Below are 25779 nucleotides of genomic sequence, written 5' to 3'. Positions count from 1 at the left end.
ACCGGTCGATGATCCGAGGAGGACGACGTATGAGGGTGGGACCCCAGGCCGATCCCGTTTCGAGCATCGCGGTCCTCGCGGACGACCTCACCAGCGCGGGCGACGGCGCGGCACCGTTTCGCAGAGCCGGACACCGGGCGACGGTCCTGCTGTCGCCCGGCTCGGGGACCGGGTTCGAGGCGGCCGCGCCCGCGCCCGAGGGTGTCGTCGCCGTCGATCTCGGCAGCCGCCTGCTGGACGAGCCGACGGCCGTGACCAGGACCGCGCGGGCCGCCCGCGCGGTCGCGGCGGCAGAGCTGCTGGTCAAGACGGTCGACTCGACGCTGCGGGGCCATGTGGCGGCCGAGATCCGCGCCGCCCATACCGCTTCGGGCCGACGGACCGTCGTCGTCGCGCCCGCGTTCCCGGCCGAGGGCAGGACCACGGTCCGCGGGGTCCAGCACGTACAGGGCGTACCGGTGCACGCGACGGAGTTCGCCCGCGACCCGGCCCACCCGGTGCGCTGCTCGGACCTCGGGCAGCTGCTGCCGGAGGCCGAGCACCTGGAACCGGATCAGTTCGGGAAGCTGCCCGAACTGATCGAACAGGGAGGGACGTTCGTCTGCTCGGCGGTCACGGACGCCGATCTCGACCGCCTCGTCTCCTCGGTGCCCCGGGCGGGCGATGTGCTCTGGGTCGGCTCCCCGGGGCTCGCCGCGGCGCTGGCCCGCCACCACACGCGCAAGCCGGCCTCCGCGCTCCCCGAACTTCCCGGTGCCCGACGCCCGTTGGTGGTCGTCGGCAGCGCGAACCCGGCCACCCGGCGCCAGTTGGAACGGCTGCGGACCAGGGGGGACGTGGCCGCCGCTGTCGCCGACGACCCTGTCGCGGCCGTCAACGCCCTGCGGCGCGCCTCCGCGCCCGTCCTCGCCGTCCACACCCCCGACGAGCGCCGTACGCCCCCCGGCTCGCTCACCGCCGATCTGGCCCGCACGGTACGGGAGCTGGTGACGGACGGGCCGGTCGACGGACTCGTGCTCACCGGCGGAGAGACCGCCGTGGCGGTACTCGAAGCTCTCCGGTCCGAGGGCATCGACCTGTACGACGAGCCCGAGCCCGGGGTCGCGCGCGGGGTGCTGCTCGGCCCGCCCCGCATCCCCGTCCTGATCAAAGCCGGCGGCTTCGGCGACGAGGGAACCCTCGACCGGCTGTGCCGCCTCCTCGCGAAGGGCGGGCCGGCCTGATGACGCCATCGAACCCCACGCCATCGAACCCCAAGCCGTCGACTGGTGCGCCATCGACCGCCACGCCGCCCATCGCCGTCACCATGGGCGACCCGAACGGCATCGGGCCCGAGATCACCGTCAAGGCGTACGCCGACCCGCGCCGCCGCCCTCCGGTCGTCGTCATCGGTGACCCGGACACCCTCGCCCGGGCCTGCCGCATCACAGGCACCGAGCTGGCCGTGCGGCCCGTCGCCTCCGTCGCGGAGGCGACCCACAGCCCCGGAGTCATGGACGTCCTGGCCGAGGGCGCGCTGCCCGCGGACCTGCCGCCGGGCACGGTGGACGCCCGCGCCGGTGCGGCTTCCTTCCAGTACGTACGCCGCGGCATCGAGCTCGCCCTCCGCGGCGAGATCCGGGCCCTCACCACGGCACCGATCAACAAGGAGGCGCTGAGACGGGCGGGTCTGCCCTACCCGGGCCACACCGAGATCCTCGCCGAGCTCTCGGGCACGAGCGACTACGCCATGATGATGGCCAATGACGAGCTACGGGTCGTCCTGGTCACCGTCCACCAGTCCCTGCGTACGGCGCTCGACTCGCTCACCACCGCCCGCGAGCTGGAGATCATCCGGCTGACGCACCGCACGCTCCGGGCCGGCGGCCGGACCGGCCTCAGTCCCCGTATCGCCGTCGCCGCCCTCAACCCGCACGCGGGGGAGAACGGGCTCTTCGGGCGTGAGGACCTGGACATCATCGAACCGGCCGTCCGGGCCGCCCAGCGGGAAGGCATCGACGCCAGCGGCCCCTGGCCCGCCGACACCGTCTTCATGCGCGCCCGGGCGGGAGAGTTCGACGCCGTCGTCGCGCAGTACCACGACCAGGGGCTCATACCCGTCAAGTACCTGGGTCTGGAGCACGGCGTCAACATCACCATCGGCCTCCCCTTCGTACGCACCAGCGTCGACCACGGCACGGCCTTCGATCTCGCGGGCCAGGGCACCGCCGACCACACCAGCCTGCTCACCGCCCTGCACCAGGCCGACGAACTCGCGGGCGCGGGAACCGGCGCCCCGACAGGGGACCCGTCCGGCACCGCTGCCGCCGCTGTCCCGGTGCCGACCGACACCTGACAGGCCGCGCGCCCGGGCGCGCACGCCGCCATCTCGCCCCCATCGGCTCCGCCTACACCGGCCCCGCCCGCCCACGGGCATCCCGCCCACGCCGCCATCTCGCCCCATCGGCCCTGCCTGCACCGCCCCGCCCCCGACCCTGAGGACGTTCGACGTGGACTTCATCTTCATGCTCACCCGTGACGACCGGACCGTCACCGACTGCCTCGACGTCCTCGACTCCGTCCGGGACCTCGGCATCGGCCACATCGGCTTCAAGGACGTCGGCGTCCCGCCCGCCACGCTCGCCCGCCTCCACCGGCGGATCAAGGACATGGGCGCCACCAGCTACCTCGAGGTGGTCAGCACCACGCGTGAGCAGGCCCTCGCCTCGGTGACGTCCGCCATGGACCTGGGCGTCGACCGGCTCATGGGCGGCACCTGGATCGAGGAGACGCTGGCCCTCCTCGCCGGCACCGACATCGAGTACCTCCCTTTCGTGGGCGAGCCCCTCGGTCATCCCACGCGCCTGGCCGGCGATCCCGCTCGCATCGCCGAGGACTGCCGCCGGGCCGAGGCGGCGGGCTGTGCGGGCGTGGACCTCCTGGCCCACCGGGCCACGGACGCCGACCCGCTCTCCCTCGTCCGCGCCGCCCGGGCCGCGACCACAGGCCGGCTGGTGGTGGCCGGCAGCATCACCACCGCCGCCCAGATACGGGCCCTCGCGGACGCCGGAGCCGACGCCTTCACCATCGGCTCCGCCGCCTTCAGCGGCTCGCTCCGCCCCGACGCGGGAACGCTCGCCGCCCAGCTCGCCGCAGCCGTCGAGACCACCGCCGCGGTGCCGGGCTGAGGGCAGGCGGCGGCTCGGGGCAGGGCAATGCCCGGCACCGCATACCCTTGTTCCATGACCAGCAGCGACCGGAGCCAGACCGTGGACGTCCAGCGAACCTACGAAGTGCGCACCTACGGGTGCCAGATGAACGTCCACGACTCCGAGCGGCTCTCCGGTCTGCTGGAAGACGCCGGCTACGTCCGGGCCCCCGAGGGCTCCGACGGTGACGCCGACGTCGTCGTCTTCAACACCTGCGCGGTCCGTGAGAACGCCGACAACAAGCTGTACGGCAACCTCGGCCGGCTCGCCCCGAAGAAGACCACGCGCCCGGGTATGCAGATCGCCGTCGGCGGCTGTCTCGCCCAGAAGGACCGCGACACCATCGTCAAGAAGGCCCCCTGGGTCGACGTCGTCTTCGGCACGCACAACATCGGCAAGCTGCCGGTCCTCCTGGAGCGCGCCCGCGTCCAGGAAGAGGCCCAGATCGAGATCGCCGAGTCGCTGGAGGCCTTCCCCTCCACGCTGCCGACCCGCCGCGAGTCCGCGTACGCCGCCTGGGTCTCGATCTCCGTCGGCTGCAACAACACCTGTACGTTCTGCATCGTCCCGGCGCTCCGCGGCAAGGAGGAGGACCGCCGTCCCGGCGACATCCTCGCCGAGATCGAGGCGCTGGTCGCCGAGGGTGTCTCCGAGATCACTCTGCTCGGCCAGAACGTCAACGCGTACGGCTCCGACCTGGGCGACCGCGAGGCCTTCTCCAAGCTGCTGCGCGCCTGCGGCGAGATCGAGGGCCTGGAGCGGGTCCGGTTCACCTCGCCGCACCCCCGCGACTTCACCGACGACGTCATCGCGGCGATGGCCGAGACGCCGAACGTGATGCCGCAGCTCCACATGCCGCTGCAGTCCGGCTCGGACACCATCCTGAGGGCGATGCGCCGCTCGTACCGGCAGGAGCGTTTCCTCGGCATCATCGAGAAGGTGCGCGCGGCCATCCCGCACGCCGCCATCTCCACCGACATCATCGTGGGCTTCCCCGGCGAGACCGAGGAGGACTTCGAGCAGACGATGCACACGGTCCGTGAGGCCCGCTTCGCCAACGCCTTCACCTTCCAGTACTCCAAGCGGCCCGGGACCCCCGCGGCCGAGATGGACGGGCAGATCCCCAAGGAGGTCGTGCAGGCGCGCTACGAGCGTCTCGTCGCCCTCCAGGAGGAGATCTCCTGGGAGGAGAACAAGAAGCAGGTGGGCCGGACGCTGGAGGTCATGGTCGCCGAGGGCGAGGGCCGCAAGGACGGCAGCACGCACCGCCTCTCCGGCCGCGCCCCCGACAACCGGCTCGTCCACTTCACCAAGCCGGAGCAGGAGGTCCGCCCCGGCGACGTGGTGACCGTCGAGATCACCTACGCCGCCCCGCACCACCTGCTCGCCGAGGGCCCGACGACGTCGGTACGCCGTACCCGCGCCGGCGACGCCTGGGAGAAGCGCACCGCCGCGGCCGCCGCCAAGCCGGCGGGCGTCCTGCTCGGGCTGCCGAAGATCGGAGTGCCGGAGCCGCTGCCGACGGCCGACGCCCCGGCCTGCGGCAGCCACTGACACGCCTGCGGAAGCCACTGACACGTCGGACACTGTTCCGGACACGGGGGGACGAATGGGGAAGTGGATCGTCGTCGCGCAGTACGTCGGCACGGGTGACGCGTACCGCACCGAGGTGCTGCGTCAGGTCGACGGCACCCGTGAGGACGCGCTGGACGCTTTGGTCGCCGTCGCGCGCACCTATCGCGAGCCCATGCGCGAGAAGCGTCGCCAGGTGTTCCGGCTGCCTGGCGGCGCCAGCTTTCTGGTGATCGTCAAGGGCCTGGCGTCGGAGACGAAGATCATGATCAGCGTCGCCGAGATGGTCTGGGACTCGAAGGACCCCGAGATCGCGAAGGCGGTCGACGGCGAGGACGCGGCGCGGTTCGCGCCACCGTCCTCGGCGCCGACACCGGAGGACGCCGCTCCGTCGCAGTAGGCTGCGGATCATGCTTGTCGCCGCAGCTGTGTGCCCCTGTCCTCCCCTGCTCGTGCCCGAGGTGGCGGCCGGGGCCGCCGGTGAGCTCGACGCAGCCCGCACGGCCTGTTCCGACGCCGTCGGGCTGCTCGCCGCCTCCCGGCCCGACCGCCTCTATGTCGTCGGTCCCGCCGACGAGAACGCACGCGGACCGTTTCCCGCCGGTTCGGCCGGCGGCTTCGCCGGTTTCGGTGTCGACCGTTCCGTACGGCTCGGCGACGGGCCGGCCGGAGAGCGGCCGCTGCCCCCCTCCCTCGCCGTAGCCACCTGGCTCCTGGAGCGCACCCGATGGGCCGACGCGCCGGTCGAGGGGCTCGGCGTCGGACAGCCGCTGGAGACCGAGCGGTGCGTCGCCACCGGCCGGGAGCTGGCCGCCGCGGCCGACCGTGTCGCGCTGCTGGTGATGGGGGACGGCAGCGCATGCCGGACCCTCAAGGCCCCGGGCTACCTCGACGAGCGTGCCGCCGCCTTCGACGCGGAGGCCGCGCGTGCGCTGGGCGCCGCCGACGTGGACGCTCTCCTCGCGCTGGACCCGGACCTCGCGTACGAGCTGAAGGTGGCCGGCCGGGCGCCCTGGCAGGTTCTCGCGGGTGCCGCCCAGGATGCGGCCCTCGAAGGCAGGCTGCTGTACGAGGACGCGCCGTACGGCGTCGGCTACTTCGTGGCCGCCTGGTCGTAGGCAGCTTCCCGGAGCACGAACGGCGGACGGCCGCGGAGCACGCGCTCCGCGGCCGTCCGCCGTGCGGAGGGACTGTGTGAGGTGACGCAGGGCGTCAGGCGGCCGGCGGCGGCGTCGGGCCTTCGCCCTTCGTACCGTCCTTGTGGGCGATCCGGTCAACGGCGTGCTTGGCCTTGCCGGTGCCCGATTCGATCTTGTCGCTGTACTTGCCCTTGGTCTTCTCGTCGACCAGCTTCGCGGCTTTGTCCAGACCGTGGTCGATCTTCGGCCCGGCTTGGTGCGCGAGGTCGGAGACCTTGTCCTTGGCGGGGGCGAGCTTGGCCTTCAGTGAATCCAGGAGACCCATGGGTCACCTTCCCTCCGGTGAGTCCGTATGCCGTGCCCTGTCTCCAGGACTACTTACGGGCGCCTTCGCCGGCCTCGTTGTCGGCAGCCGCCTCGGCCGACTGCTGCTTCGGGATCTCCACCGCCTCGACCACGGCCTCGATCACGTCTCCGTCGGCCGCCTCCGCGGTCTCGTGGTCCCCGGTGCCTTCCGTCACCTCGGGCTCCGCGTCCCCGGCGTCGGCGGAAACGGCCTCGGTCTCCTCCGGCGTTTCCGTCAGAGCGACGGCCCGGGCCTCCTCCGTTGACGCCTCGGCAGCTTCCTTGCTCTTGCGGCGGAACATAGCAAAAACGCCCATTACCACTCCATAGCGTACTCGTGTGGGAGAAGCCCCGCGGCGCCCGGGGCGCCCCATTGCGCCACCCGGCGCAGCCGGAAACCGGCGGTCGGAACCTCGCAACTGGCAACGAACCCGGTTGCGGGCCGTCACGTCGCTCATTCGGGGACCCGCCGGAAGGTTTGCGAGACTGGGGCGGTGAGAAGTGCAGCTCCCGCCCCGCGGGTCATCGCCGTCGTCGGTCCCACAGCGGCCGGAAAGTCCGATCTGGGTGTATTCCTGGCCCAGCAGCTCGGCGGCGAGGTCGTCAACGCCGACTCGATGCAGCTCTACCGAGGGATGGACATCGGTACCGCCAAGCTGACGCTCGAGGAACGTGAGGGCGTCCCGCACCACCTCCTGGACATCTGGGACGTGACGGAGGCCGCCAGCGTCGCCGAGTACCAGCGCCTCGCGCGCGCCGAGATCGACCGGCTGCTCGCCGAGGGCCGTACCCCCGTCCTGGTCGGCGGTTCCGGCCTGTACGTGCGCGGCGCCATCGACGCCCTGGAGTTCCCGGGCACCGACCCGGCCGTGCGGGCCCGCCTGGAGGCGGAGCTGGAGGAGCGGGGCTCAGGCGCCCTGCACGCCCGCCTCGCCGCGGCCGACCCCGAGGCGGCACGCGCGATCCTGCCCAGCAACGGCCGCCGCATCGTCCGGGCCCTCGAGGTCATCGAGATCACCGGCAAGCCCTTCACGGCCAACCTGCCCGGCCCGGACTCCGTCTACGACACCGTGCAGATCGGCGTGGACGTGGAGCGCCCCGAGCTCGACGAGCGGATCACCGCGCGCGTGGACCGGATGTGGGACGCCGGACTCGTGGCGGAGGTGCGCACGCTGGAGGCGCAGGGACTGCGCGAGGGGCGCACGGCCGCCCGCGCGCTCGGCTACCAGCAGGTGCTCGCGGCGCTCGCGGGGGAGTGCACCGAGGACGAGGCGCGCGCCGAGACCGTACGCGCCACCAAGCGCTTCGCGCGCCGCCAGGACTCGTGGTTCCGGCGCGACCCGCGCGTCCACTGGCTGAGCGGTGCCGCGGAACACCGCGGGGAACTCCCCGGAGAGGCGCTGGCGTTGGTCGAACGAGCGGTTACAGCCTGATCACGTGATGGCATCGGGACGCCATGCCCGTCATTCCAACGGTGTTTGGCGTGCCATCATCGAGCATCGATCGACGCAGTGGAGTCCGAGTGGGAGGGCGCGTGGCGATGGAGGCCGGCCCTCGCGACAGAGAACAGCACGACGCGATCCGGGGCGAAGCCCCCGGTGACGCGCCCGGTTTGAGCCCGGACGGGCCGGACGACGCCGAGGGCACGTCCGTCGAGGTCGACACCGACGAGGTCGAGGTCGAGCTGCGGCCGCAGCCCCGACTCCGGATCTGGCAGCTCGCGCCCATCGTGGGTCTCGCCGCCCTCGGCTCGCTGATGTTCGCCTTCCCCCTCGCCTTCGGTTCCGGCGAGGGCGGCGCCGTCGTCGCCATGCTCGGCCTGCTGATCAGCTCCTGCGCGGCCGGCTGGGGCATGATGGCCGCCCGCAAGGTGGGCCACACCTGGCCCGGCCTCCCGGCCCGCGGCTCCGGTGAGCGGCCGAACTGGCGAGTGATCGCCCTGTACGTGTTCTTCAGCGCACTCCTCGTCGTCCTGGCCGTCTGGCGCGTGGCCCGCCTCCGCTGACCTCGGCGCCCCCGGGGCGCCCGACGCGCCGCCCGCTCCGTGGACCGTCGAGGACGCTGTCGGACCCGACCCGTACAGTTGATCCCGTGACCACCACGCAGACCTCGCCGCTCGCTTTCCTCAAGGGCCACGGGACCGAGAACGACTTCGTGATCGTCCCCGACGCCGACAACGCCGTCGAGCTGTCCGCCGCGGCCGTCGCGCGGCTGTGCGACCGGCGGGCCGGCATCGGCGGCGACGGGCTGCTGCACGTGGTCCGCAGCGCCGCCCACCCCGAGGCCCGGGCCATGGCCGACGAGGCCGAGTGGTTCATGGACTACCGCAACGCGGACGGTTCGGTCGCCGAGATGTGCGGCAACGGAGTCCGGGTCTTCGCCCGCTACCTGGAGCACGCCGGGCATGTCACGGCCGGCGAGGTCGCCGTCGCCACCCGCGGCGGGGTCAAGCGGGTCCACCTCGACAAGGACGGCTCCGTCACCGTCTCCATGGGCCGCGCCCGGCTCCCCGAGGACGGCGTCACCGTCACCGTCGAGGGTCGCAGCTGGCCCGCCCGCAACGTGAACATGGGCAACCCGCACGCCGTCGCCTTCGTCGACAGCCTCGACCACGCCGGCAACCTGTTCACCGAGCCGCCGTACGCCCCCGCCGAGGTCTACCCGGACGGTGTGAACATCGAGTTCGTCGCCGACCGCGGCCCCCGCCACGTCGCCATGCGCGTCCATGAGCGCGGTGCCGCCGAGACCCGTTCCTGCGGAACGGGCGCGTGCGCCGTCGCCGTGGCCACCGCCCGCCGGGACGGCGCCGACCCCGCCGTGAGCGGGACGCCCGTCACGTACACCGTGGACGTCCTCGGTGGCACGCTGATCATCACCGAGCACCCCGACGGCGAGATCGAGATGACCGGCCCGGCCGTGATCGTCGCCGAGGGCACGATCGACCCGACCTGGCTCGCAGGCTGAGGATTCGAAACAGTCAACGACTGATCCGTCGCTCGAATGGGTGATCCGGTTCACGCTGGGCGAGAGCGGGACTGCGCCGCGTGGTGGGGTCGGTAGCATCAAGCACCGGCCCGGCAGGCACGCCTTGCCCGCCCACCGCCGGTCGATGCCGCCGGAGGTGCCCCATGAGTGCAGAGGCCACCAATCCCGTGAGCGCAGCGGAGGCCACCGGCCCCGACGCTCCCAGCCGCAGGCGCGCCCGTCCGAGGATCGACCTCCGCAGGCTGGGCCGCGCCGCTCTCCTCGGTCCCGCCACCAGGGACCGGCTGCCCGACGCCATCGGGCATGTCGCCGAGGCGCACCGCGCCCACCACCCCGACGCCGACCTCGCCGTGCTGCGCCGGGCGTACGTCCTCGCCGAGTTCTCGCACCGCGGACAGTCCCGCAAGAGCGGCGAGCCGTACATCACCCATCCGCTCGCTGTCACCCTGATCCTCGCCGAACTCGGCGCGGAGACCACGACCTTGACCGCCGCACTCCTCCACGACACCGTCGAGGACACGGAGGTGACGCTCGATCAGGTCCGTGAGCAGTTCGGCGACGAGGTCGCCTATCTCGTCGACGGCGTGACCAAGCTGGAGAAGGTCGACTACGGCGCCGCCGCCGAGCCCGAGACCTTCCGGAAGATGCTCGTCGCCACCGGCAACGACGTCCGTGTCATGTCGATCAAACTCGCCGACCGGCTCCACAACATGCGCACCCTCGGCGTGATGCGACCCGAGAAACAGGTCCGGATCGCCAAGGTCACCCGCGACGTCCTCATCCCCCTCGCCGAACGGCTCGGCGTCCAGGCGCTCAAGACCGAGCTGGAGGACCTCGTCTTCGCGATCCTCCACCCCGAGGAGTACGAGGACACCCGCGCCCTCATCGCCGAGAACACCGGCGCGGGCGATGCGCTCGCCGCCATCGCCGACGGCGTGTCCGCCGTTCTGCGTGAGGCGGACATCACCGCCGAAGTCCTGGTCCGGCCACGGCACTTCGTCTCCGTCCACCGCGTCCGCCTCAAGCGCGGCGACCTGCGGGGCAGCGACTTCGGGCGGCTCCTCGTCCTCGTGGGCGAGGACGCCGACTGTTACGCCGTCCTCGGCGAACTTCACACCTGTTTCACCCCGGTGATCTCCGAGTTCAAGGACTTCATCGCGGCACCCAAGTTCAACCTGTACCAGTCGCTGCACACCGCCGTCGCCGCCCCCGACGGAGCCGTCGCCGAAGTGCTCATCCGTACGCACCAGATGCACAAGGTCGCCGAGGCCGGCGTCGTCGCGCTCGGCAACCCGTACACCCCTCCGACGGGCAGCGACGGCGCCGAGCCGGCCGAGGACGGGGAGCGCGCCGACCCCACCCGCCCCGGCTGGCTCTCCAGGCTCCTCGACTGGCAGCAGGCCACCCCCGACCCCGACACCTTCTGGACCTCGCTGCGCGCGGACCTCGCGGAGGACCAGGAGATCACCGTGTTCCGCGCCGACGGCGGCACGCTCGGCCTGCCGGCCGGAGCGAGCTGCGTCGACGCCGCATACGCGCAGCACGGGGACGCCGCGCACGGCTGCCTCGGCGCCCGCGTCAACGGACGCCTGGCGACCCTCAGCACGGTGCTGAACGACGGTGACACCGTGCAGCTGCTGCTCGCCCAGGACGCCGCCTCCGGGCCGTCCCCCGAGTGGCTGAAACACGCCCGTACCCCCGCCGCGCGCATCGCGATCACCGCCTGGCTCCAGGCGCACCCGGAAGCCACGAAGGCACCGGAGGCGGACCCGCGGCCACCGGTCTCCTTCACCGCCGACCGGCGGTCGGGCGCCAAACTCCACGCCGACCTGCCGGACGCCATGGCCGCCGGCGCCGCCGTACGGCCGGCCGGCTGCTGCACCCCCGTACCCCCCGACGAGATCACCGGTTTCCAGGTACGCGGCGGATCCGTCACCGTCCACCGCACCGGCTGCGCCGCCGTCGACACGATGAGACGGCTCGGGCGCGCACCGGTCACCGTCCACTGGGGCGACACCGCCGAGTGCCGCGTCACGCTCGTCGCCGAGTCCTTCGGCCGCCCCCGCCTCCTCGCGGACCTCACCGAGGCCATCGCCACCGCGGGCGTCGCCGTCGTCTCGGCGACGGTCGAACCGCCCAGCGAGCAGCGGGTCCGGCACACGTACACCCTGCAACTTCCCGACGCGGCCGGACTGCCCGCCCTGATGCGCGCCATGCGGGACGTACCCGGGGTGTACGACGTGAGCCGCGCCCGGCACCCCGCCTCGCACGAGGAGTGACGACAGCGCGCGTGCGGACATCCGTAAGCGGGCGGTGATGCCGCAGGCGCGCGGTGACGTCAGCACCGGGGTGACCCCTTCGGGTGGCGGGCGCGCGCGCCGCCCGGGGCAGGGGCGCGGGCACTGGTAGCCGTAGCCCATGCCGCTCACACCCCGTAATCCCTCCCCACGCGCGCGTTGGCTGCGTTCCGCCGTCCTGGTCGCCGCCTCGGCCGGGCTCGTCGCCGCCTCCCTGCCCGCGCCGGCGCCGCTCGGCATCGGAGACCCGCTCTTCCCCCACCTCGGCAACCCCGGCTACGACGTCCTCTCGTACGACATCGATCTCACCTATCAGGGCGAGAACACCGAGCCGCTCGCGGCGGTGACCCGCATCGACGCGCTCGCCACCGCCGACCTGGAGCGGATCAACCTGGACTTCACGCACGGCAAGGTCGCCTCGGTCACCGTCGACGGCGAACCGGCCGAGTTCGTGACCAGCGGTGAGGACCTGGTGATCACACCGGCCCGGCCTGCCGAGAACGGCGACCCCCTGACCATCGCCGTCACCCACACCAGCGATCCCAGTGGCCCCGCCGACACCGGCGGCTGGGTCCGCACCGGCGACGGGCTCGCCATGGCCAACCAGGCCGACGCCGCCCACCGGGTCTTCCCCTCCAACGACCACCCCGCCGACAAGGCGTACTTCACCTTCCGGATCACCGCCCCCAGCTCCCTGACCGCCGTCGCCAACGGCCTCCCGGCGGACCGGACCACCGACGGGGCCACCACCACCTGGACCTACCGCACCACCCACCCCATGGCCACGGAGCTCGCCCAGGTCTCCATCGGCCGCACCACCGTCGTCCATCGGACCGGACCGCACGGGCTTCCTGTGCGGGACGTGGTACGCACCGCCGACCGTGACCTCATGGAGCCCTGGCTGAAGCGCACCCCCGGCCACCTTGAGTGGATGGAGCGCCAGGTCGGCCGCTATCCCTTCGAGACGTACGGACTCCTGGTGGCCGACGCCGACACCGGATTCGAGCTGGAGACCCAGACCCTCTCTCTCTTCGAGAGAAGACTGTTCACCGATCCCGCGTTCCCGGAGTGGTACGTCGACTCGATCATGGTCCACGAGCTGGCCCACCACTGGTTCGGCAACAGCGTCTCGCCCCGCACCTGGTCCGACCTGTGGCTCAACGAGGGACACGCGAGCTGGTACGAGGCGCTGTACGCCGACGAGACCGCGAAGCAGTCGCTGGAGCGGCGCATGAAGGCCGCCTACGGGGCCTCGGACGGCTGGCGGGCGGCGGGTGGCCCGCCGGCGGCCCCCGAGCCGCCCTCGCCCGGCAAGAAGATCAGCCTCTTCCGGCCCGTCGTGTACGACGGCAGCGCCCTGGTCCTCTACGCACTGCGCCAGGAGATCGGCAAGGACGCCTTCCAGCGCCTGGAGCGCCGCTGGGTGAGCGAGCACGCCGACTCCACCGCGACCACCGCCGACTTCACGGCGCTCGCCTCCGAGGTCGCGGGGCGTGACCTCACGTCGTTCTTCGCGGGCTGGCTGTACGCGGAGAAGACCCCGCCGATGCCCGGACACCCGGACTGGCGCTCCCGCCCGGCCGGCGAGGCCCGCAGCGCCGCGAAACCGGGGTGACGGGCCAGGGCGGGCCGTGTCACCATCGTCAGGTCGACGACGCGGCCGGCCCGGGAATCTTTCCGTGCCGTCACACGTTGTGATCGACGCAACGACTTTCCATCGACGTAAGGATCAAATGACCTCCTCTTCATCCCCTTCCCAGGACGAGCAGAGCTTCGCCGAGACGAGCCGCACCGAGAGCCTTCGGGCCGATGCCCTGATGGAAGAGGACGTCGCCTGGAGCCACGAGATCGACGGAGAGCGGGACGGCGATCAGTTCGACCGCTCCGAGCGCGCGGCCCTGCGGCGCGTTGCGGGCCTCTCCACCGAGCTCGAGGACGTCACCGAGGTCGAGTACCGACAGCTGCGCCTGGAGCGCGTCGTGCTGGTCGGCGTATGGACCTCGGGGACAGTCCAGGACGCGGAGAACTCCCTGGCGGAGCTCGCGGCCCTCGCCGAGACGGCGGGTGCCCTGGTGCTCGACGGCGTGATCCAGCGCCGTGACAAGCCGGACCCGGCCACCTTCATCGGTTCCGGCAAGGCCCGTGAGCTGCGTGACATCGTGCTCGAAACCGGCGCTGACACGGTCGTCTGCGACGGCGAGCTCAGCCCCGGCCAGCTCATCGCCCTCGAAGACGTCGTCAAGGTGAAGGTGGTCGACCGGACCGCCCTCATCCTCGACATCTTCGCCCAGCACGCCAAGTCCCGAGAGGGCAAGGCGCAGGTCGCGCTCGCGCAGATGCAGTACATGCTGCCGCGACTGCGAGGCTGGGGTCAGTCGCTCTCCCGTCAGATGGGTGGCGGCGGCGGTGGCGGCATGGCCACCCGTGGTCCCGGTGAGACCAAGATCGAGACCGACCGGCGTCGGATCCGCGAGAAGATGGCGAAGATGCGCCGGGAGATCGCGGAGATGAAGACCGGCCGGGACATCAAGCGGCAGGAGCGGCGCCGTCACAAGGTGCCGTCGGTCGCCATCGCCGGCTACACCAACGCCGGCAAGTCCTCGCTGCTCAACCGGCTGACCGGCGCGGGTGTGCTGGTGGAGAACGCGCTGTTCGCCACCCTCGACCCGACCGTGCGCCGGGCCGAGACGCCCAGCGGCCGGGTGTACACCCTGGCCGACACCGTCGGGTTCGTACGGCATCTGCCGCACCACCTGGTCGAGGCGTTCCGCTCCACCATGGAGGAGGTCGGAGACTCCGATCTGATCCTGCACGTGGTGGACGGCTCGCACCCGGCTCCGGAGGAGCAGCTGGCCGCCGTGCGCGAGGTGTTCCGGGACGTCGGCGCGGTGAACGTGCCGGAGGTCGTGGTCGTCAACAAGGCGGACGCGGCCGACCCGCTGGTGCTGCAGCGGCTGATGCGGGCCGAGCGTCATGCGATCGCGGTCTCCGCCCGTACGGGCGAGGGCATCGAGGAGCTGCTCGCGCTCATCGACGCCGAACTGCCGCGGCCGCAGGTCGAGATCGAGGCGCTCGTGCCGTACACCGAGGGCGGTCTGGTGTCCCGGGTGCACGCCGAGGGCGAGCTGCTCTCCGAGGAGCACACCCCGGAGGGCACGCTGCTCAAGGCGCGTGTGCACGAGGAGCTGGCGGCGTTCCTGACGCCGTTCGTACCGGCCGCTCACTGACCGGTTCGCTCTCATGCGGAAGGCCCCGCCCCCTCAGGGGGGCGGGGCCTTCCGCATGTCGTATCAGGAGCGCCGGGTCAGCGGGCGAACTTCTTGCTCACCATGTCGTGCGCGTCCTTCGCGCCCCGGCCGAGCAGCGGTCCCGCCAGCCAGCCGTTCCCGCCGGCCGGGCCGATCGAGGTGTTCGACACCAGGACGGTCGTTCCGTTCGGCAGCGCGCGGAACCAGCCGCCGCCGGACGAGCCACCGGTCATGGTGCAGCCGATCCGGTACATGGTCGGCGTGGCCGGCGCCGTAGTGAGACGGGTCGCCCGGTCCAGGCACTTGTGCATGATCAGACCGTTGTACGGCGGCGCCGCCGGGTAACCCCAGGCACCGATCGTGCCTGCCTGCGCGGCCGTCGGAGCCGAGAAGTCGACCGGCAGCGCGGCGCCGACGGTCTCCTCCAGGGACTTCTTCCCACGGGCCGGCTGCACGTGCAGCACGGCGTAGTCGTACGGCCAGGCCGCCTGCGAACCGCCGCGCTGGATCCACTCGCCCGAGGTCACGGCCCAGTCGGCCCAGTACTGACCGTACGGCGCTTCCTCGTGCGGCTTGGCGTTGCGCAGCGCGGACGGCGACTTGCCGAGGTCGTTGTAGGCCGGGACGAAGGTGATGTTGCGGTACCAGCCACCCCGCTGACCGGCGTGGACGCAGTGGCCCGCGGTCCACACCATGTTGGACTTCCCGGGCCGGCGCGGGTCCTTCACGATCGTGCCGGAGCAGACCATGTGACCCTGGGGCGAGTCGAAGAAGATCTTGCCGACCGGCGCCGCGTTGCGGTGGTACGGAGTCTTCTCCCGCTGGGCCTGGACGGGCCGCGGCGTGGGGTCGCTGCCCCCGGAGCCGGCCGTCGTGGCCATCGTCTGGTCCGGGCTCTTCGCGGACTGCATCCGCTGGGAGTCCCAGAGCCCCTCGATCACCGGGTTGACGAAGTCCTCGGCCTCACGGAGCCAGGTGTCCGTGTTCCAGTTCTTCCACTCGCCGTTCTTCCACTTGTCCGGGTCGACGCCGTGCTTCTTCAGCTTGTCGGCGAGGTCCTTGGGAAGTGCGGCGTCGCCACCTCCGGTGGCGGAGGCGGAGGCACTGGCCCCCGCCGCGGGCTTGTCGGCCGCCGGTGTCTCGGTGGGGCCGCAGGCCGTGGCGGTCAGCGCGAGCGCCGAGGCCAGCGCGGCGAAGGCCGGTATGAGTCGTGTGGAGCGCATAGGTGGAGATCCCCCAGATGATGATTCCCGCGTCCGGGCCTCGCCACGGACCGAATGCCACGGTCGGGTTGCCATGGACGCGTCACTTGCGGTGCACAGTATGCCCGTGGGCAAAGGGCGGGACCCCGTGGGGTCCCGCCCGGTCGAACCAAGCCGAAGTCGAAAGTCGAAGTCGAAGTCCAGGCCGAGGCCGAAACGCTTAGCGGCCGGCGAACTTCTTGCTGACCTCGTCGTAGATGCCCTTCGCCTCGGTGCCCAGGCGCGGACCGGCCAGCCAGCCGGCCGTCACCGGGCCGATCGAGGTGTTCGACACCAGCGCCGGCTTGCCGTCCTGACCCGCGGCCACCCAGCCGCCGCCGGACGAACCACCGGTCATGGTGCAGCCGATGCGGTACATCGTCGGCTGATCCGCCTTCACCGACAGACGGCCCGGCTTGTCCTGGCACTGGAACATCTTCTGGCCGTCGAACGGCGGGCCCGCCGGGTAGCCGGTCGCCGTCATGTTCGCGATCTTCGACACCGTGGGAGCGTTGAACTCCACCGGAAGCGCCGAACCGACCGTCTCCTCCAGAGACTTGCCCGTGCTGCCCTTCTCCGGCGTCACATGGATCACCGCGAAGTCGTACGGAGCGCCCTGACCACCGGTCGCCGCACCCTGGGAGATCCACTGCTCGGACGTCTGCGCCCAGTCGCCCCACCACACGCCGTACGGAGCGACCTGCTCACGCGTCGCGTTCTCCAACTGCGCGGTCGGCAGCGCGCGGTCGTTGTACGAGGGGACGAAGGCGATGTTGCGGTACCAGCCGCCCTTCTTGCCGGCGTGCACACAGTGACCCGCGGTCCACACCATGTTGGACTTGCCCGGGTTGGCCGGGTCCTTCACGACCGTGGCCGAGCAGACCATCGAACCCTCGGGCCCGTCGAAGAACACCTTGCCCGCCTCAGGGGCGTTGGAGTGGTACGGCGCCTGCACGCCCTTCGCCTTGACCGGCGCGGGAGTCGGGTCGGTGACACCCTTGTCGCCCGAGATGTCCTCCTCCTCGACCGGCTTGTCGGGCCGCTGGGCGTCCCGCATCCGGTCCGGGTCCCAGAGGTCCTCGATGATCGGGTTGACGTAATCCTTCGCCTCACGCAGCCACTTGTCGCGGTCCCAGTTCTTCCACTCGCCGTTCCTCCACTTGTCCAGGTCGATCCCGTGCTCCTTGAGCCGGTCCTTGAGATCGTCCGGAATCGTGATCTTGTCGCCGGTGGACGGGCTCGCGGGCGCGCTGGGCTTGTCTCCCGCGTTCTCCTCGGTCGGGCCGCAGGCCGTCGCCGTCAGCGTCAAGGCCGCGACGGCGGCTGCCGCGGCCAGCAGCGGACGAATCGATCGCATCTCGTGATCCCCCTGGGACTACGTCAACTTGTGCATGAGTGAACTGTGGTGGCGCCGTGACCGGCCCCGATGTGCGGCCCCCACTATGCCGGTGCCGAAGGGGACGGTGCGCGGCAGGTCCGCGGTTCCGGCCCCGCACGGCCGTTGCCGGGCTGTGATCCCCGCCGCTCCAAGGTTCTTGGGATTTCCCCGTGATCCTTGGCAGCCCTCGTCGTTGGTACGTACGGGGGACACAGAGGAATCGATCAGCGCCGCCGTTTCGCGCGGCGGAGCAACGTACCGATGTGCAACGCAACTGTTACAGCGGGAGGACACCGAGTCGTGGCCGTGACCGAACCAGCTCCGGCCGTACCGTCGGCCGCGCACGCGCACCCGGGGGAGCGGAGGGCGGGCGAGGGAGGCGCCCTCGAGGGGATTCTGCGCCGCCAGTCGCTGCGCGAATCGGCGGCACGCACCTATGCGCGCTCTCTGCCGATCGTTCCCGTACGGGCCAGGGGACTGACCATCGAGGGCGCGGACGGCCGGCGTTACCTGGACTGCCTGTCCGGGGCCGGGACACTGGCACTCGGGCACAATCACCCGGTTGTCCTCGAGGCGATCAAGAAGGTCCTCGACTCAGGAGCCCCGCTGCACGTCCTCGACCTTGCCACCCCGGTCAAGGACGCCTTCACCACGGAGCTGTTCGCCACCCTGCCCGCCGGACTCGCCCGTGACGCGCGCATCCAGTTCTGCGGACCGGCGGGCACGGACGCGGTCGAGGCGGCCCTCAAACTCGTGCGCACGGCCACCGGCCGACGCGGCCTGCTCAGCTTCACCGGCGCCTACCACGGCATGACGGCCGGGGCCCTCGACGCCTCGGGGGGTGCGACGGACGTGCGGGTCACCCGCCTGCCCTACCCGCAGAACTACCGCTGCCCCTTCGGTGTCGGCGGCGAGCGCGGAGCCGAACTGGCCGCGCGCTGGACGGAGAACCTCCTCGACGACCCCAAGAGCGGGGTCGCCACCCCCGCCGCCATGATCCTCGAACCGGTACAGGGCGAGGGCGGCGTCATCCCCGCCCCCGACGCCTGGCTGCGCCGGATGCGGGAGATCACCGCGGCCCGCTCCATCCCGCTCATCGCCGACGAGGTCCAGACGGGCGTCGGGCGCACCGGCGCCTTCTGGGCCGTGGAGCACAGCGGCATCGTCCCCGACGTCATGGTCCTCTCCAAAGCCATCGGCGGCTCCCTCCCGCTCGCCGTCATCGTCTACAAGTCGGATCTCGACGCCTGGGAACCCGGCGCCCACGCGGGCACCTTCCGCGGCAACCAGCTCGCCATGGCGGCCGGAGCCGCCACCCTCGCGTACGTACGGGAGAACCGGCTCGCCGACCGCGCGGCCACCCTCGGCGCCCGGATGCTCGGACGGCTCGAGGGCCTGGCCGCCGCCCACCCCTGCATCGGCGACGTCCGAGGCCGGGGGCTGATGATCGGCGTGGAGCTGGTGGACCCGGACTCCGAGGACCCGGGCGCCACCGGTGCCCCCGTCCCGCCGGCCGACCCCGTCCTCGCGGCGGCCGTCCAGCGTGAGTGCCTCGACCGCGGTCTCATCGTCGAACTCGGCGGCCGCCACTCGGGCGTCGTACGTCTCCTTCCCCCGCTCACCCTCACCGACGAGCAGGCCGAGGCCGTCCTCGACCGCTTCGCCGACGCCCTGGCAGCCGCCGAACGCGCCCACCGCCCGGGTCCGCCCGCACGCGACACGCGTCTGCGGAACGACACCGGACCGACCGGACCGTCCCACTGATCCCGGACCGAACCCGGACACCCTCACAAGGAAGCCCCCAGTGAACGCCAGCCCCGCCTCCGAAGCGTCCGACACCGGCAGCGCCGCCAGCGGACCGCTCACCGTCGAGCAGGCCACCGTCCCCCGCCAGCACTCCGGCCCGTACGACCCGCAGCCCACCCCCACACCGCCGGCGCCCGCTGCCTCGGGAGCCGCAGCGACCGGGGAGGACCACCTCGACGACCCGGACGCGCAGCGCGCCGCCGACGCCGCGACCATCGAGAACCTGCTGCGCTGCTGGGTACGCGAGAAGAACCTTCCCTCCCCCGCGACCGCGACCCTGCGCATCCCCCTGGACGCCAGCGGCACCGCCCTCCTCGTCCCTGTCCACTACTGGTCACCGACGGGATGGCACCGCTTCGGCGCTCCCGCCCTCGAAGGGCTGCACCCCACCGCCCCCACGGTCGACGCCGTGACCGTCGCCGCCCTCCTCAGCCGCGAGACCGGCCGCCCCGAAGGCACCGAACTCGTCGGCCGCGTCGCCGACTCGACCCGCCGCACTGCCGAGTTCATCACCGACCGCCGCCGCCGACCCACCCCCGGTCCCGAAGCCGACCTCTTCCTCACCGCCGAGCAGTCCCTGCTGCTCGGCCACCCGCTCCACCCCACCCCCAAGAGCCGCGAGGGACTCTCCGAGGCCGAGGCCCAGCTCTACTCACCCGAGCTCTACGGCTCCTTCCCGCTGCACTGGATGGCCGTCGACCCCACGATCCTCGCCTCCGACTCCGCCTGGACCGAACAGGGCCGTCCGGTCACCGCCACCCAGCTCGCCGCCGGCCTCGCCGAGGGACTCGAACTGCCCGCCGGCACCGTGCCGTTGCCCCTGCACCCCTGGCAGGCGCGTGAGCTGCCGCACCGTCCCGCCGTCGCCGCCCTCCTCGACGCCGGCCTTCTCCATGACCTCGGCCCCCATGGCGCCGCATGGCACCCCACCTCTTCCGTCCGCACCGTGCACCGGCCCGGCGCCCGCGCGATGCTCAAGCTCTCCCTCGGCGTACGCATCACCAACTCCCGCCGCGAGAACCTCCGCAAGGAGCTCCACCGCGGCGTCGAGGTCCACCGGCTGCTCCGAACCGGGCTCGTCGACCAGTGGCAGGCCGCCCACCCCGGTTTCGACATCGTCCGCGACCCCGCCTGGCTCGCCGTCGACACCCCGGCCGGCGAACCCGTGCCCGGACTCGACGTCATGGTCCGCCACAACCCCTTCGCCGCCGGGGACGACGCCGTCTGCATCGCGGCCCTCACCGCGCCGCGCCCCTGGCCCGGCAGCACGCGGATGCGGTCCCGCCTCGCCGAGATCGTCACCCGCCTCGCCGCCCGCACCGGCCGCCCCGCCACGGCCGTCGCCGCCGAGTGGTTCCTGCGCTACCTCGACCAGGTCGTCCGCCCCGTGCTCTGGCTCGACGGCGTCGCGGGCGTCGCCCTCGAGGCCCACCAGCAGAACACCCTGGTGCTCCTCGACCCCGACGGCTGGCCCATCGGCGGCCGCTACCGCGACAACCAGGGCTACTACTTCCGCGAGTCCCGCCGCGACGAGCTGGAGAGCCGCCTCCCCGGCATCGGCGGCGCCAGCGACACCTTCGTCTCCGACCAGGTCACCGACGAGCGCTTCGCCTACTACCTCGGCATCAACAACGTCCTCGGCCTCATCGGAGCCTTCGGCGCCCAGCACCTCGCCGACGAACGCGTCCTGCTCGCCGGCTTCCGCCAGTTCCTCACCTCCGCCACCGGTCTCGGCTCCCCGCTGCCGCACCGACTCCTGGAGGCCGCGACCCTGCGCTGCAAGGCCAACCTCCTCACCCGCCTGCACGGTCTCGACGAACTCGTCGGACCCGTCGACACCCAGTCCGTCTACGTCACCATCACCAACCCCCTTCGTCCCTGAGGACGCACCCGACCACACCCCGACCGCCCGGCCGAAAGACCACGATCCGACCGTCCGCCGAGAGGAGCGCCACCATGTCTCCCACCGATGCGAGCACCGACACCGACTCAGGTGCGGGACCTCGATCGCCGTCCGACACGGGCGGCGAGGACACCCTGGACCTGCACTTCTCGGACGAACTCGTCGCCCTGTTCGCAACCGGCGACGGCGCCGCGACCTCGGACGGCGACCTCCTCGACGCGGTCGCCACCTGGGGCCCGGCCACCACCCCGGCCGGTTCGTTCCGCCTCCTACCCGTGCGGATCGAACGTGACCTGACGCTCGTCACCCGCTGGATGAACGACCCGGCCGTGGCCGCCTTCTGGGAACTCGCCGGACCGGAGACGGTGACCGAATCCCACATCCGCGCCCAACTCGACGGCGACGGCCGCAGCGTGCCCTGCCTCGGAGTCCTCGACTCCACCCCGATGAGCTACTTCGAGATCTACCGCGCCGACCTCGACCCGCTCGCCCGGCACTATCCGGCCCGGCCGCATGACACCGGCATCCACCTGCTCCTCGGCAGCGTCGCCGACCGCGGCCGCGGAGTCGGCACCACGCTCCTGAGAGCCGTCGCCGATCTCGTACTCGAGCACCGGCCTCGCTGCACCCGCGTCGTCGCCGAACCCGACCTTCGCAACACCCCTTCCGTCTCGGCCTTCTTGAGCGCCGGATTCCGCTTCTCCGCGGAAGTCGACCTTCCGGACAAGCGAGCCGCCCTCATGGTCCGTGACCGCGCCCTGCGTCACGTCCTGTGAACGCCTCCCTGTCTTACATACACCGCTCGACCCACAGCGGTTCCCACCCCGAGGAGTCCCCGTGCCGTCGTCCCCTGCCACCCATGACTCCGCACTGCTCACACCCCCTGAGCTGACTCCCGCGGCCTGGACCAGGGCCGCCGCCCGCCTGCTTGCCAAGACAATCGGCGAGTTCGCGTACGAGGAGATCGTCGAACCCGTCCCCGCCGATTCCGCGGCCGACGACCCAGGCGACCCGGACCGCTACCTCCTGCGTCTCGACGACGGTTCGTCACTGACCTTCACGGCCCGCCGAGGCGCGTACGGCAGCTGGCGGGTCGCACCCGACTCCCTCGCCCTCGACGGGGAGCCGATGACCGACCCCCTCGACTTCCTCGTCCGGGCCCGCCGGCTCCTCGGCCTCGACGGCGCCACCCTCGGCCATCTCATCCGCGAACTCACCACCACGCTCGCCGCCGACGCTCACCTCGACCGGACGGCACTGACGGCAGACCGGTTGGCCGACCTCGGATACGCCGAACTCGAAGGTCACCAGACCGGCCACCCGTGGCTCGTCCTCAACAAAGGCCGGATCGGTTTCTCCGCGACCGACGCGGCCCGGTGGGCCCCCGAGGCGCGCCGCGCCACCCGCCTCCCCTGGATCGCCGTGAGCACCGACCTCGCCGCCTACCGCGGAGTCCCCGGCCTCGACACCCCGGACCGGCTCTACGCGGGCGAGCTCGACGCCGACATCCGCGAGACCTTCCACAGCGCGCTGCGGGCCCGTGGCCTCGACCCCGAGGCGTATCTCCTCCTGCCGGTCCATCCCTGGCAGTGGGACGAGATCGTCCTCCCGCTCTACGCCCCCGCCGTCGCCGCCGGAGCCATCGTGCCGCTGCCGGCCGACGGGGATCTGCGGTTGCCGCAGCAGTCCATCCGTACGTTCCTCAACACCAGCCGCCCCGACCGGCACACCGTCAAGCTTCCGCTGTCGGTCCTCAACACCCTGGTCTGGCGGGGCCTCCCCACCGAACGCACCCTCGCAGCCCCGGCCGTCACCTCCTGGGTCCATGGGCTGCGCGACGCCGATTCGTTCCTGCGCGACGAGTGCGGGGTGATCCTCCTCGGCGAGGTCGCATCCGTCACGGTCGAGCACCCCCTCTACGACCGGCTGCCCGAGGTCCCCTACCAGTACAAGGAACTCCTCGGGGCGATCTGGCGCGAGCCGCTCAGGCTCCCGCCCGGCGAGCGCGCCCGCACCCTCGCGTCCCTCCTCCACACCGATCCGAACGGCCGGGCGTTCGTCGCCGAACTGGTCGAGCGCTCGGGGCTCACCCCCGCCGTCTGGCTCCAGCGCCTCTTCGCGGCCCTGCTCCCGCCGCTGCTGCACTTCCTTTACCAGTACGGCACCGTGTTCTCTCCGCATGGCGAGAACGCCATCGTCGTCTACGACGACCAGGACGTCCCCGTACGCCTGGCGATCAAGGACTTCGTCGACGACGTGAACATCAGCGCCAGGCCGCTGCCCGAGCATGACGCGATGCCGGACGACGTCCGGTCCGTCCTGCTCACCGAGGAGCCCGGCTTTCTCACCCAGTTCATCCATTCAGGGCTCTTCGTCGGGGTCTTCCGCTATCTGGCGCCGCTGTGCGAGGAACAACTCGCCGTACCGGAAGGAGACTTCTGGGCGCTGGTGCGGGCCGAGATCCTGCGCCACCAGGCACGCTTCCCCGAGCTGAAGGAACGGTTCGAGCTGTTCGATCTCCTCACGCCCCGGATCGAGCGGCTCTGCCTCAATCGCAACCGTCTGCACCTGGACGGCTACCGCGACCGCCCCGAGCGGCCGCATGCCGCCGTCCACGGGACGGTCCCGAATCCGCTCGCGTGACCCGACTGTCAGCGCCGCGCCGTAGGGTGGACGGGCTATGACGAAGCCATCCCTCCCCGACCTCCTCCACGCAGCCGTCTCCGCCGTCGGCGGTGTGGAGCGCCCCGGCCAGGTCACCATGGCCGAAGCGGTGGCCGAGGCCATCGACGACAGCTCCCACCTCCTCGTCCAGGCCGGCACCGGCACCGGAAAGTCCCTCGGCTATCTGGTGCCGGCGCTGGCGCACGGTGAGCGCGTGGTGGTGGCCACGGCCACCCTGGCGCTCCAGCGTCAGCTGGTCGAGCGTGATCTTCCGCGTACGGTCGAGGCTCTGCACCCGCAGCTGCGCCGGCGTCCGGAGTTCGCCATGCTCAAGGGGCGGTCGAACTATCTCTGCCTGCACCGCCTCCACGAGGGCGTGCCCCAGGACGAGGAGGAGGGGCTCTTCGACCCCTTCGAGGCCGCCGCGCCCACGAGCAAGCTGGGCCAGGACCTGCTCCGGCTCCGCGACTGGTCCGACGAGACGGAGACTGGCGACCGGGACGACCTGACCCCGGGCGTCTCCGACCGTGCCTGGGCGCAGGTCTCGGTCTCCTCCCGGGAGTGCCTGGGGGCGAGCAAGTGTGCGTACGGCGCGGAGTGCTTCGCCGAAGCGGCCCGCGAGCGCGCCAAGCTCGCCGACGTCGTCGTCACCAATCACGCCCTGCTGGCCATCGACGCGATCGAGGGCGCCCCCGTGCTGCCCCAGCACGAGGTGCTGATCGTCGACGAGGCTCATGAGCTGGTCTCCCGCGTCACCGGCGTCGCCACCGGCGAGCTCACCCCCGGCCAGGTGAACCGCGCGGTCCGCCGCGCCGCGAAGCTGGTCGACGAGAAGGTCGCCGATCAGCTCCAGACCGCGGCCGAGGGCTTCGAGCGGCTGATGGAGCTGGCCCTGCCGGGCCGTCTGGAGGAGATTCCCGAAGACCTGGCCTATGCGCTGATGTCGCTGCGCGACGCCTCCCGCGCCGTCATCACGGCGCTCGGCTCCACCCGCGACAAGTCCGTCCAGGACGAGGACGCCGTCCGTAAGCAGGCGATGGCCTCCGTGGAGACCGTCCATGGCGTCGCCGAGCGGATCACGCAGGGTTCCGAGTACGACGTGGTCTGGTACGAGCGCCACGACCGCTTCGGAGCCTCGCTGCGGGTGGCGCCGCTCTCCGTCTCCGGGCTGCTGCGCGAGAAGCTCTTCGCGGACCGGTCCGTGGTGCTCACCTCGGCCACGCTCAAGCTCGGCGGTGACTTCAACGGGGTCGGAGCCTCCCTCGGCCTGGCCCCGGAGGGCACGCAGGGCGAGGACATTCCGGTGTGGAAGGGCATCGACGTCGGTTCGCCGTTCGACTACCCCAAGCAGGGCATCCTCTACGTCGCCAAGCATCTGGCCCGCCCGGCGCGTGACGGCGACCGGGCCGACATGCTGGACGAACTGACCGAGCTGATGCAGGCGGCCGGCGGCCGCACGCTCGGTCTCTTCTCCTCGATGCGGGCGGCCCAGCTCGCGGCCGAGGAACTGCGCTCCCGCATTCCCGAGTTCCCGATCCTGCTCCAGGGCGAGGACACGCTCGGCGAGTTGATCAAGAACTTCTCCGCCGAGCCACAGACCTGTCTCTTCGGCACGCTCTCGCTCTGGCAGGGAGTGGATGTCCCGGGCGCCAGCTGTCAGCTGGTCGTGATGGACAAGATCCCCTTCCCGCGTCCGGACGACCCGCTGATGAGCGCCCGCCAGAAGGCAGTGGAGGACGCGGGCGGCAACGGCTTCATGGCCGTCGCGGCCACGCACGCGGCGCTGCTGATGGCCCAGGGCGCCGGACGGCTCGTGCGGGCCACCGGGGACCGTGGCGTCGTCGCCGTACTGGATCCGCGGCTCGCCACGGCCCGGTACGGCAGTTATCTGAAGGCTTCGCTGCCCGACTTCTGGTACACCACGGACCGTAATCAGGTGCGCAAGTCGCTGGCGGCGATCGACGCCGCTTCGAAGACGGCAGGGGTCTGAGAGAGCCGGAGGGGCCCTGCCGC

The 25779-nt window shown here is 71.9% G+C and carries 21 protein-coding genes; 17 read left to right on the top strand and 4 right to left on the bottom strand.

Annotated features, from left to right (window positions below; genetic code table 11):
• Window positions 1-29 precede the first annotated feature (29 nt).
• The 6 genes from ABZ939_RS26910 (at window position 30) to ABZ939_RS26885 (ending at window position 5878) form a co-directional block, all read left to right on the top strand.
• Entirely contained in the window at window positions 30-1223 is a 1194-nt protein-coding gene (locus tag ABZ939_RS26910) for a four-carbon acid sugar kinase family protein (RefSeq protein ID WP_361860239.1), read from the top strand.
• Window positions 1223-2335 (top strand): 4-hydroxythreonine-4-phosphate dehydrogenase PdxA, encoded by a 1113-nt coding sequence (gene pdxA, locus ABZ939_RS26905; RefSeq protein ID WP_361860236.1) that lies wholly within the window; start codon window positions 1223-1225, stop codon window positions 2333-2335. Before ABZ939_RS26910 ends, pdxA begins: the two co-directional genes overlap by 1 nt.
• A gap of 154 nt (window positions 2336-2489) precedes the next feature.
• Window positions 2490-3167 carry a HisA/HisF-related TIM barrel protein gene (locus ABZ939_RS26900; RefSeq protein WP_361860233.1) on the top strand — a complete coding sequence of 226 codons (678 nt, stop codon included), beginning with the start codon at window positions 2490-2492 and terminating at the stop codon, window positions 3165-3167.
• 54 nt (window positions 3168-3221) lie between these two features.
• Window positions 3222-4742, top strand: a complete 1521-nt coding sequence (gene miaB, locus ABZ939_RS26895) for a tRNA (N6-isopentenyl adenosine(37)-C2)-methylthiotransferase MiaB (protein WP_361860230.1) — start codon at window positions 3222-3224, stop codon at window positions 4740-4742.
• Between the two features lie 55 nt (window positions 4743-4797).
• Window positions 4798-5160 (top strand): hypothetical protein, encoded by a 363-nt coding sequence (locus ABZ939_RS26890; RefSeq protein WP_361860228.1) that lies wholly within the window; start codon window positions 4798-4800, stop codon window positions 5158-5160.
• 10 nt (window positions 5161-5170) lie between these two features.
• The gene (locus ABZ939_RS26885; protein WP_361860225.1) at window positions 5171-5878 is read left to right on the top strand and encodes a class III extradiol dioxygenase subunit B-like domain-containing protein; all 708 of its coding nucleotides are present in this window, start codon (window positions 5171-5173) and stop codon (window positions 5876-5878) included.
• A 94-nt stretch (window positions 5879-5972) separates the two neighbouring features.
• Here the strand turns inward: ABZ939_RS26885 and ABZ939_RS26880 are convergent, their stop codons facing one another.
• Together ABZ939_RS26880 and ABZ939_RS26875 are read right to left on the bottom strand one after the other, a co-directional pair.
• Window positions 5973-6224: an antitoxin gene (locus tag ABZ939_RS26880; RefSeq protein WP_361860222.1), complete on the bottom strand. Its 252-nt coding sequence runs from the start codon at window positions 6222-6224 to the stop codon at window positions 5973-5975.
• Between the two features lie 49 nt (window positions 6225-6273).
• Window positions 6274-6561 carry a hypothetical protein gene (locus ABZ939_RS26875; RefSeq protein ID WP_361860219.1) on the bottom strand — a complete coding sequence of 96 codons (288 nt, stop codon included), beginning with the start codon at window positions 6559-6561 and terminating at the stop codon, window positions 6274-6276.
• A 177-nt stretch (window positions 6562-6738) separates the two neighbouring features.
• Here ABZ939_RS26875 and miaA point away from each other — a divergent pair, with 177 nt between their 5' ends.
• The 6 genes from miaA to hflX all read left to right on the top strand — a co-directional run bounded on the left by miaA (window position 6739) and on the right by hflX (window position 14753).
• Window positions 6739-7677 (top strand): tRNA (adenosine(37)-N6)-dimethylallyltransferase MiaA, encoded by a 939-nt coding sequence (gene miaA, locus ABZ939_RS26870; RefSeq protein WP_361860216.1) that lies wholly within the window; start codon window positions 6739-6741, stop codon window positions 7675-7677.
• A gap of 107 nt (window positions 7678-7784) precedes the next feature.
• Window positions 7785-8249, top strand: coding sequence for a hypothetical protein (locus tag ABZ939_RS26865; protein WP_361860304.1), 465 nt, complete (start codon window positions 7785-7787; stop codon window positions 8247-8249).
• 86 nt (window positions 8250-8335) lie between these two features.
• A complete protein-coding gene (dapF, locus tag ABZ939_RS26860) occupies window positions 8336-9208 on the top strand; it encodes a diaminopimelate epimerase (protein WP_361860213.1) in 873 nt (290 codons plus the stop codon).
• 164 nt (window positions 9209-9372) lie between these two features.
• Window positions 9373-11508, top strand: coding sequence for an HD domain-containing protein (locus tag ABZ939_RS26855; RefSeq protein ID WP_361860210.1), 2136 nt, complete (start codon window positions 9373-9375; stop codon window positions 11506-11508).
• 139 nt (window positions 11509-11647) lie between these two features.
• Window positions 11648-13141: a M1 family metallopeptidase gene (locus ABZ939_RS26850; RefSeq protein WP_361860208.1), complete on the top strand. Its 1494-nt coding sequence runs from the start codon at window positions 11648-11650 to the stop codon at window positions 13139-13141.
• Window positions 13142-13259: 118 nt separating this feature from the next.
• Window positions 13260-14753 carry a GTPase HflX gene (hflX, locus tag ABZ939_RS26845; protein ID WP_361860205.1) on the top strand — a complete coding sequence of 498 codons (1494 nt, stop codon included), beginning with the start codon at window positions 13260-13262 and terminating at the stop codon, window positions 14751-14753.
• A gap of 77 nt (window positions 14754-14830) precedes the next feature.
• Here hflX and ABZ939_RS26840 read toward each other — a convergent pair whose 3' ends face one another.
• Together ABZ939_RS26840 and ABZ939_RS26835 are read right to left on the bottom strand one after the other, a co-directional pair.
• Complete coding sequence (locus ABZ939_RS26840; RefSeq protein ID WP_361860202.1) at window positions 14831-15997, bottom strand: hypothetical protein; 1167 nt, start codon at window positions 15995-15997, stop codon at window positions 14831-14833.
• A gap of 199 nt (window positions 15998-16196) precedes the next feature.
• The gene (locus tag ABZ939_RS26835; protein ID WP_361860199.1) at window positions 16197-17372 is read right to left on the bottom strand and encodes a hypothetical protein; all 1176 of its coding nucleotides are present in this window, start codon (window positions 17370-17372) and stop codon (window positions 16197-16199) included.
• Window positions 17373-17693: 321 nt separating this feature from the next.
• On the opposite strand from ABZ939_RS26835, the gene ABZ939_RS26830 reads away from it, so the two are divergent.
• The 5 genes from ABZ939_RS26830 to ABZ939_RS26810 all read left to right on the top strand — a co-directional run bounded on the left by ABZ939_RS26830 (window position 17694) and on the right by ABZ939_RS26810 (window position 25756).
• Window positions 17694-19157 (top strand): diaminobutyrate--2-oxoglutarate transaminase family protein, encoded by a 1464-nt coding sequence (locus ABZ939_RS26830; RefSeq protein WP_361860196.1) that lies wholly within the window; start codon window positions 17694-17696, stop codon window positions 19155-19157.
• Between the two features lie 40 nt (window positions 19158-19197).
• Window positions 19198-21081, top strand: a complete 1884-nt coding sequence (locus ABZ939_RS26825; protein ID WP_361860193.1) for an IucA/IucC family protein — start codon at window positions 19198-19200, stop codon at window positions 21079-21081.
• A 74-nt stretch (window positions 21082-21155) separates the two neighbouring features.
• A complete protein-coding gene (locus ABZ939_RS26820) occupies window positions 21156-21878 on the top strand; it encodes a GNAT family N-acetyltransferase (RefSeq protein ID WP_361860190.1) in 723 nt (240 codons plus the stop codon).
• 61 nt (window positions 21879-21939) lie between these two features.
• On the top strand, window positions 21940-23745 hold the full coding sequence (locus ABZ939_RS26815) for an IucA/IucC family siderophore biosynthesis protein (RefSeq protein ID WP_361860187.1): 1806 nt from the start codon (window positions 21940-21942) through the stop codon (window positions 23743-23745).
• Window positions 23746-23782: 37 nt separating this feature from the next.
• Window positions 23783-25756 (top strand): ATP-dependent DNA helicase, encoded by a 1974-nt coding sequence (locus ABZ939_RS26810; RefSeq protein WP_361860184.1) that lies wholly within the window; start codon window positions 23783-23785, stop codon window positions 25754-25756.
• Window positions 25757-25779: the final 23 nt, after the last annotated feature.

It is taken from the genome of Streptomyces sp. NPDC046712 (assembly GCF_040645695.1).
Lineage (GTDB): Bacteria > Actinomycetota > Actinomycetes > Streptomycetales > Streptomycetaceae > Streptomyces.
The sequence above is the reverse complement of the archived record's forward strand: the minus strand, read 5'-3'. Positions and strand labels throughout refer to the sequence as shown.

Bases quoted from the DNA above. Each gene is read 5' to 3' on its own strand.
- ABZ939_RS26910 (WP_361860239.1), top strand. From the start codon at position 30: ATGAGGGTGGGACCCCAGGCCGATCCCGTTTCGAGCATCGCGGTCCTC.
- pdxA (WP_361860236.1), top strand. From the start codon at position 1,223: ATGACGCCATCGAACCCCACGCCATCGAACCCCAAGCCGTCGACTGGT.
- miaB (WP_361860230.1), top strand. From the start codon at position 3,222: ATGACCAGCAGCGACCGGAGCCAGACCGTGGACGTCCAGCGAACCTAC.
- ABZ939_RS26890 (WP_361860228.1), top strand. From the start codon at position 4,798: ATGGGGAAGTGGATCGTCGTCGCGCAGTACGTCGGCACGGGTGACGCG.
- ABZ939_RS26885 (WP_361860225.1), top strand. From the start codon at position 5,171: ATGCTTGTCGCCGCAGCTGTGTGCCCCTGTCCTCCCCTGCTCGTGCCC.
- ABZ939_RS26880 (WP_361860222.1), bottom strand. From the start codon at position 6,224: ATGGGTCTCCTGGATTCACTGAAGGCCAAGCTCGCCCCCGCCAAGGAC.
- ABZ939_RS26875 (WP_361860219.1), bottom strand. From the start codon at position 6,561: ATGGGCGTTTTTGCTATGTTCCGCCGCAAGAGCAAGGAAGCTGCCGAG.
- ABZ939_RS26865 (WP_361860304.1), top strand. From the start codon at position 7,785: ATGGAGGCCGGCCCTCGCGACAGAGAACAGCACGACGCGATCCGGGGC.
- ABZ939_RS26855 (WP_361860210.1), top strand. From the start codon at position 9,373: ATGAGTGCAGAGGCCACCAATCCCGTGAGCGCAGCGGAGGCCACCGGC.
- ABZ939_RS26850 (WP_361860208.1), top strand. From the start codon at position 11,648: ATGCCGCTCACACCCCGTAATCCCTCCCCACGCGCGCGTTGGCTGCGT.
- hflX (WP_361860205.1), top strand. From the start codon at position 13,260: ATGACCTCCTCTTCATCCCCTTCCCAGGACGAGCAGAGCTTCGCCGAG.
- ABZ939_RS26840 (WP_361860202.1), bottom strand. From the start codon at position 15,997: ATGCGCTCCACACGACTCATACCGGCCTTCGCCGCGCTGGCCTCGGCG.
- ABZ939_RS26835 (WP_361860199.1), bottom strand. From the start codon at position 17,372: ATGCGATCGATTCGTCCGCTGCTGGCCGCGGCAGCCGCCGTCGCGGCC.
- ABZ939_RS26820 (WP_361860190.1), top strand. From the start codon at position 21,156: ATGTCTCCCACCGATGCGAGCACCGACACCGACTCAGGTGCGGGACCT.
- ABZ939_RS26810 (WP_361860184.1), top strand. From the start codon at position 23,783: ATGACGAAGCCATCCCTCCCCGACCTCCTCCACGCAGCCGTCTCCGCC.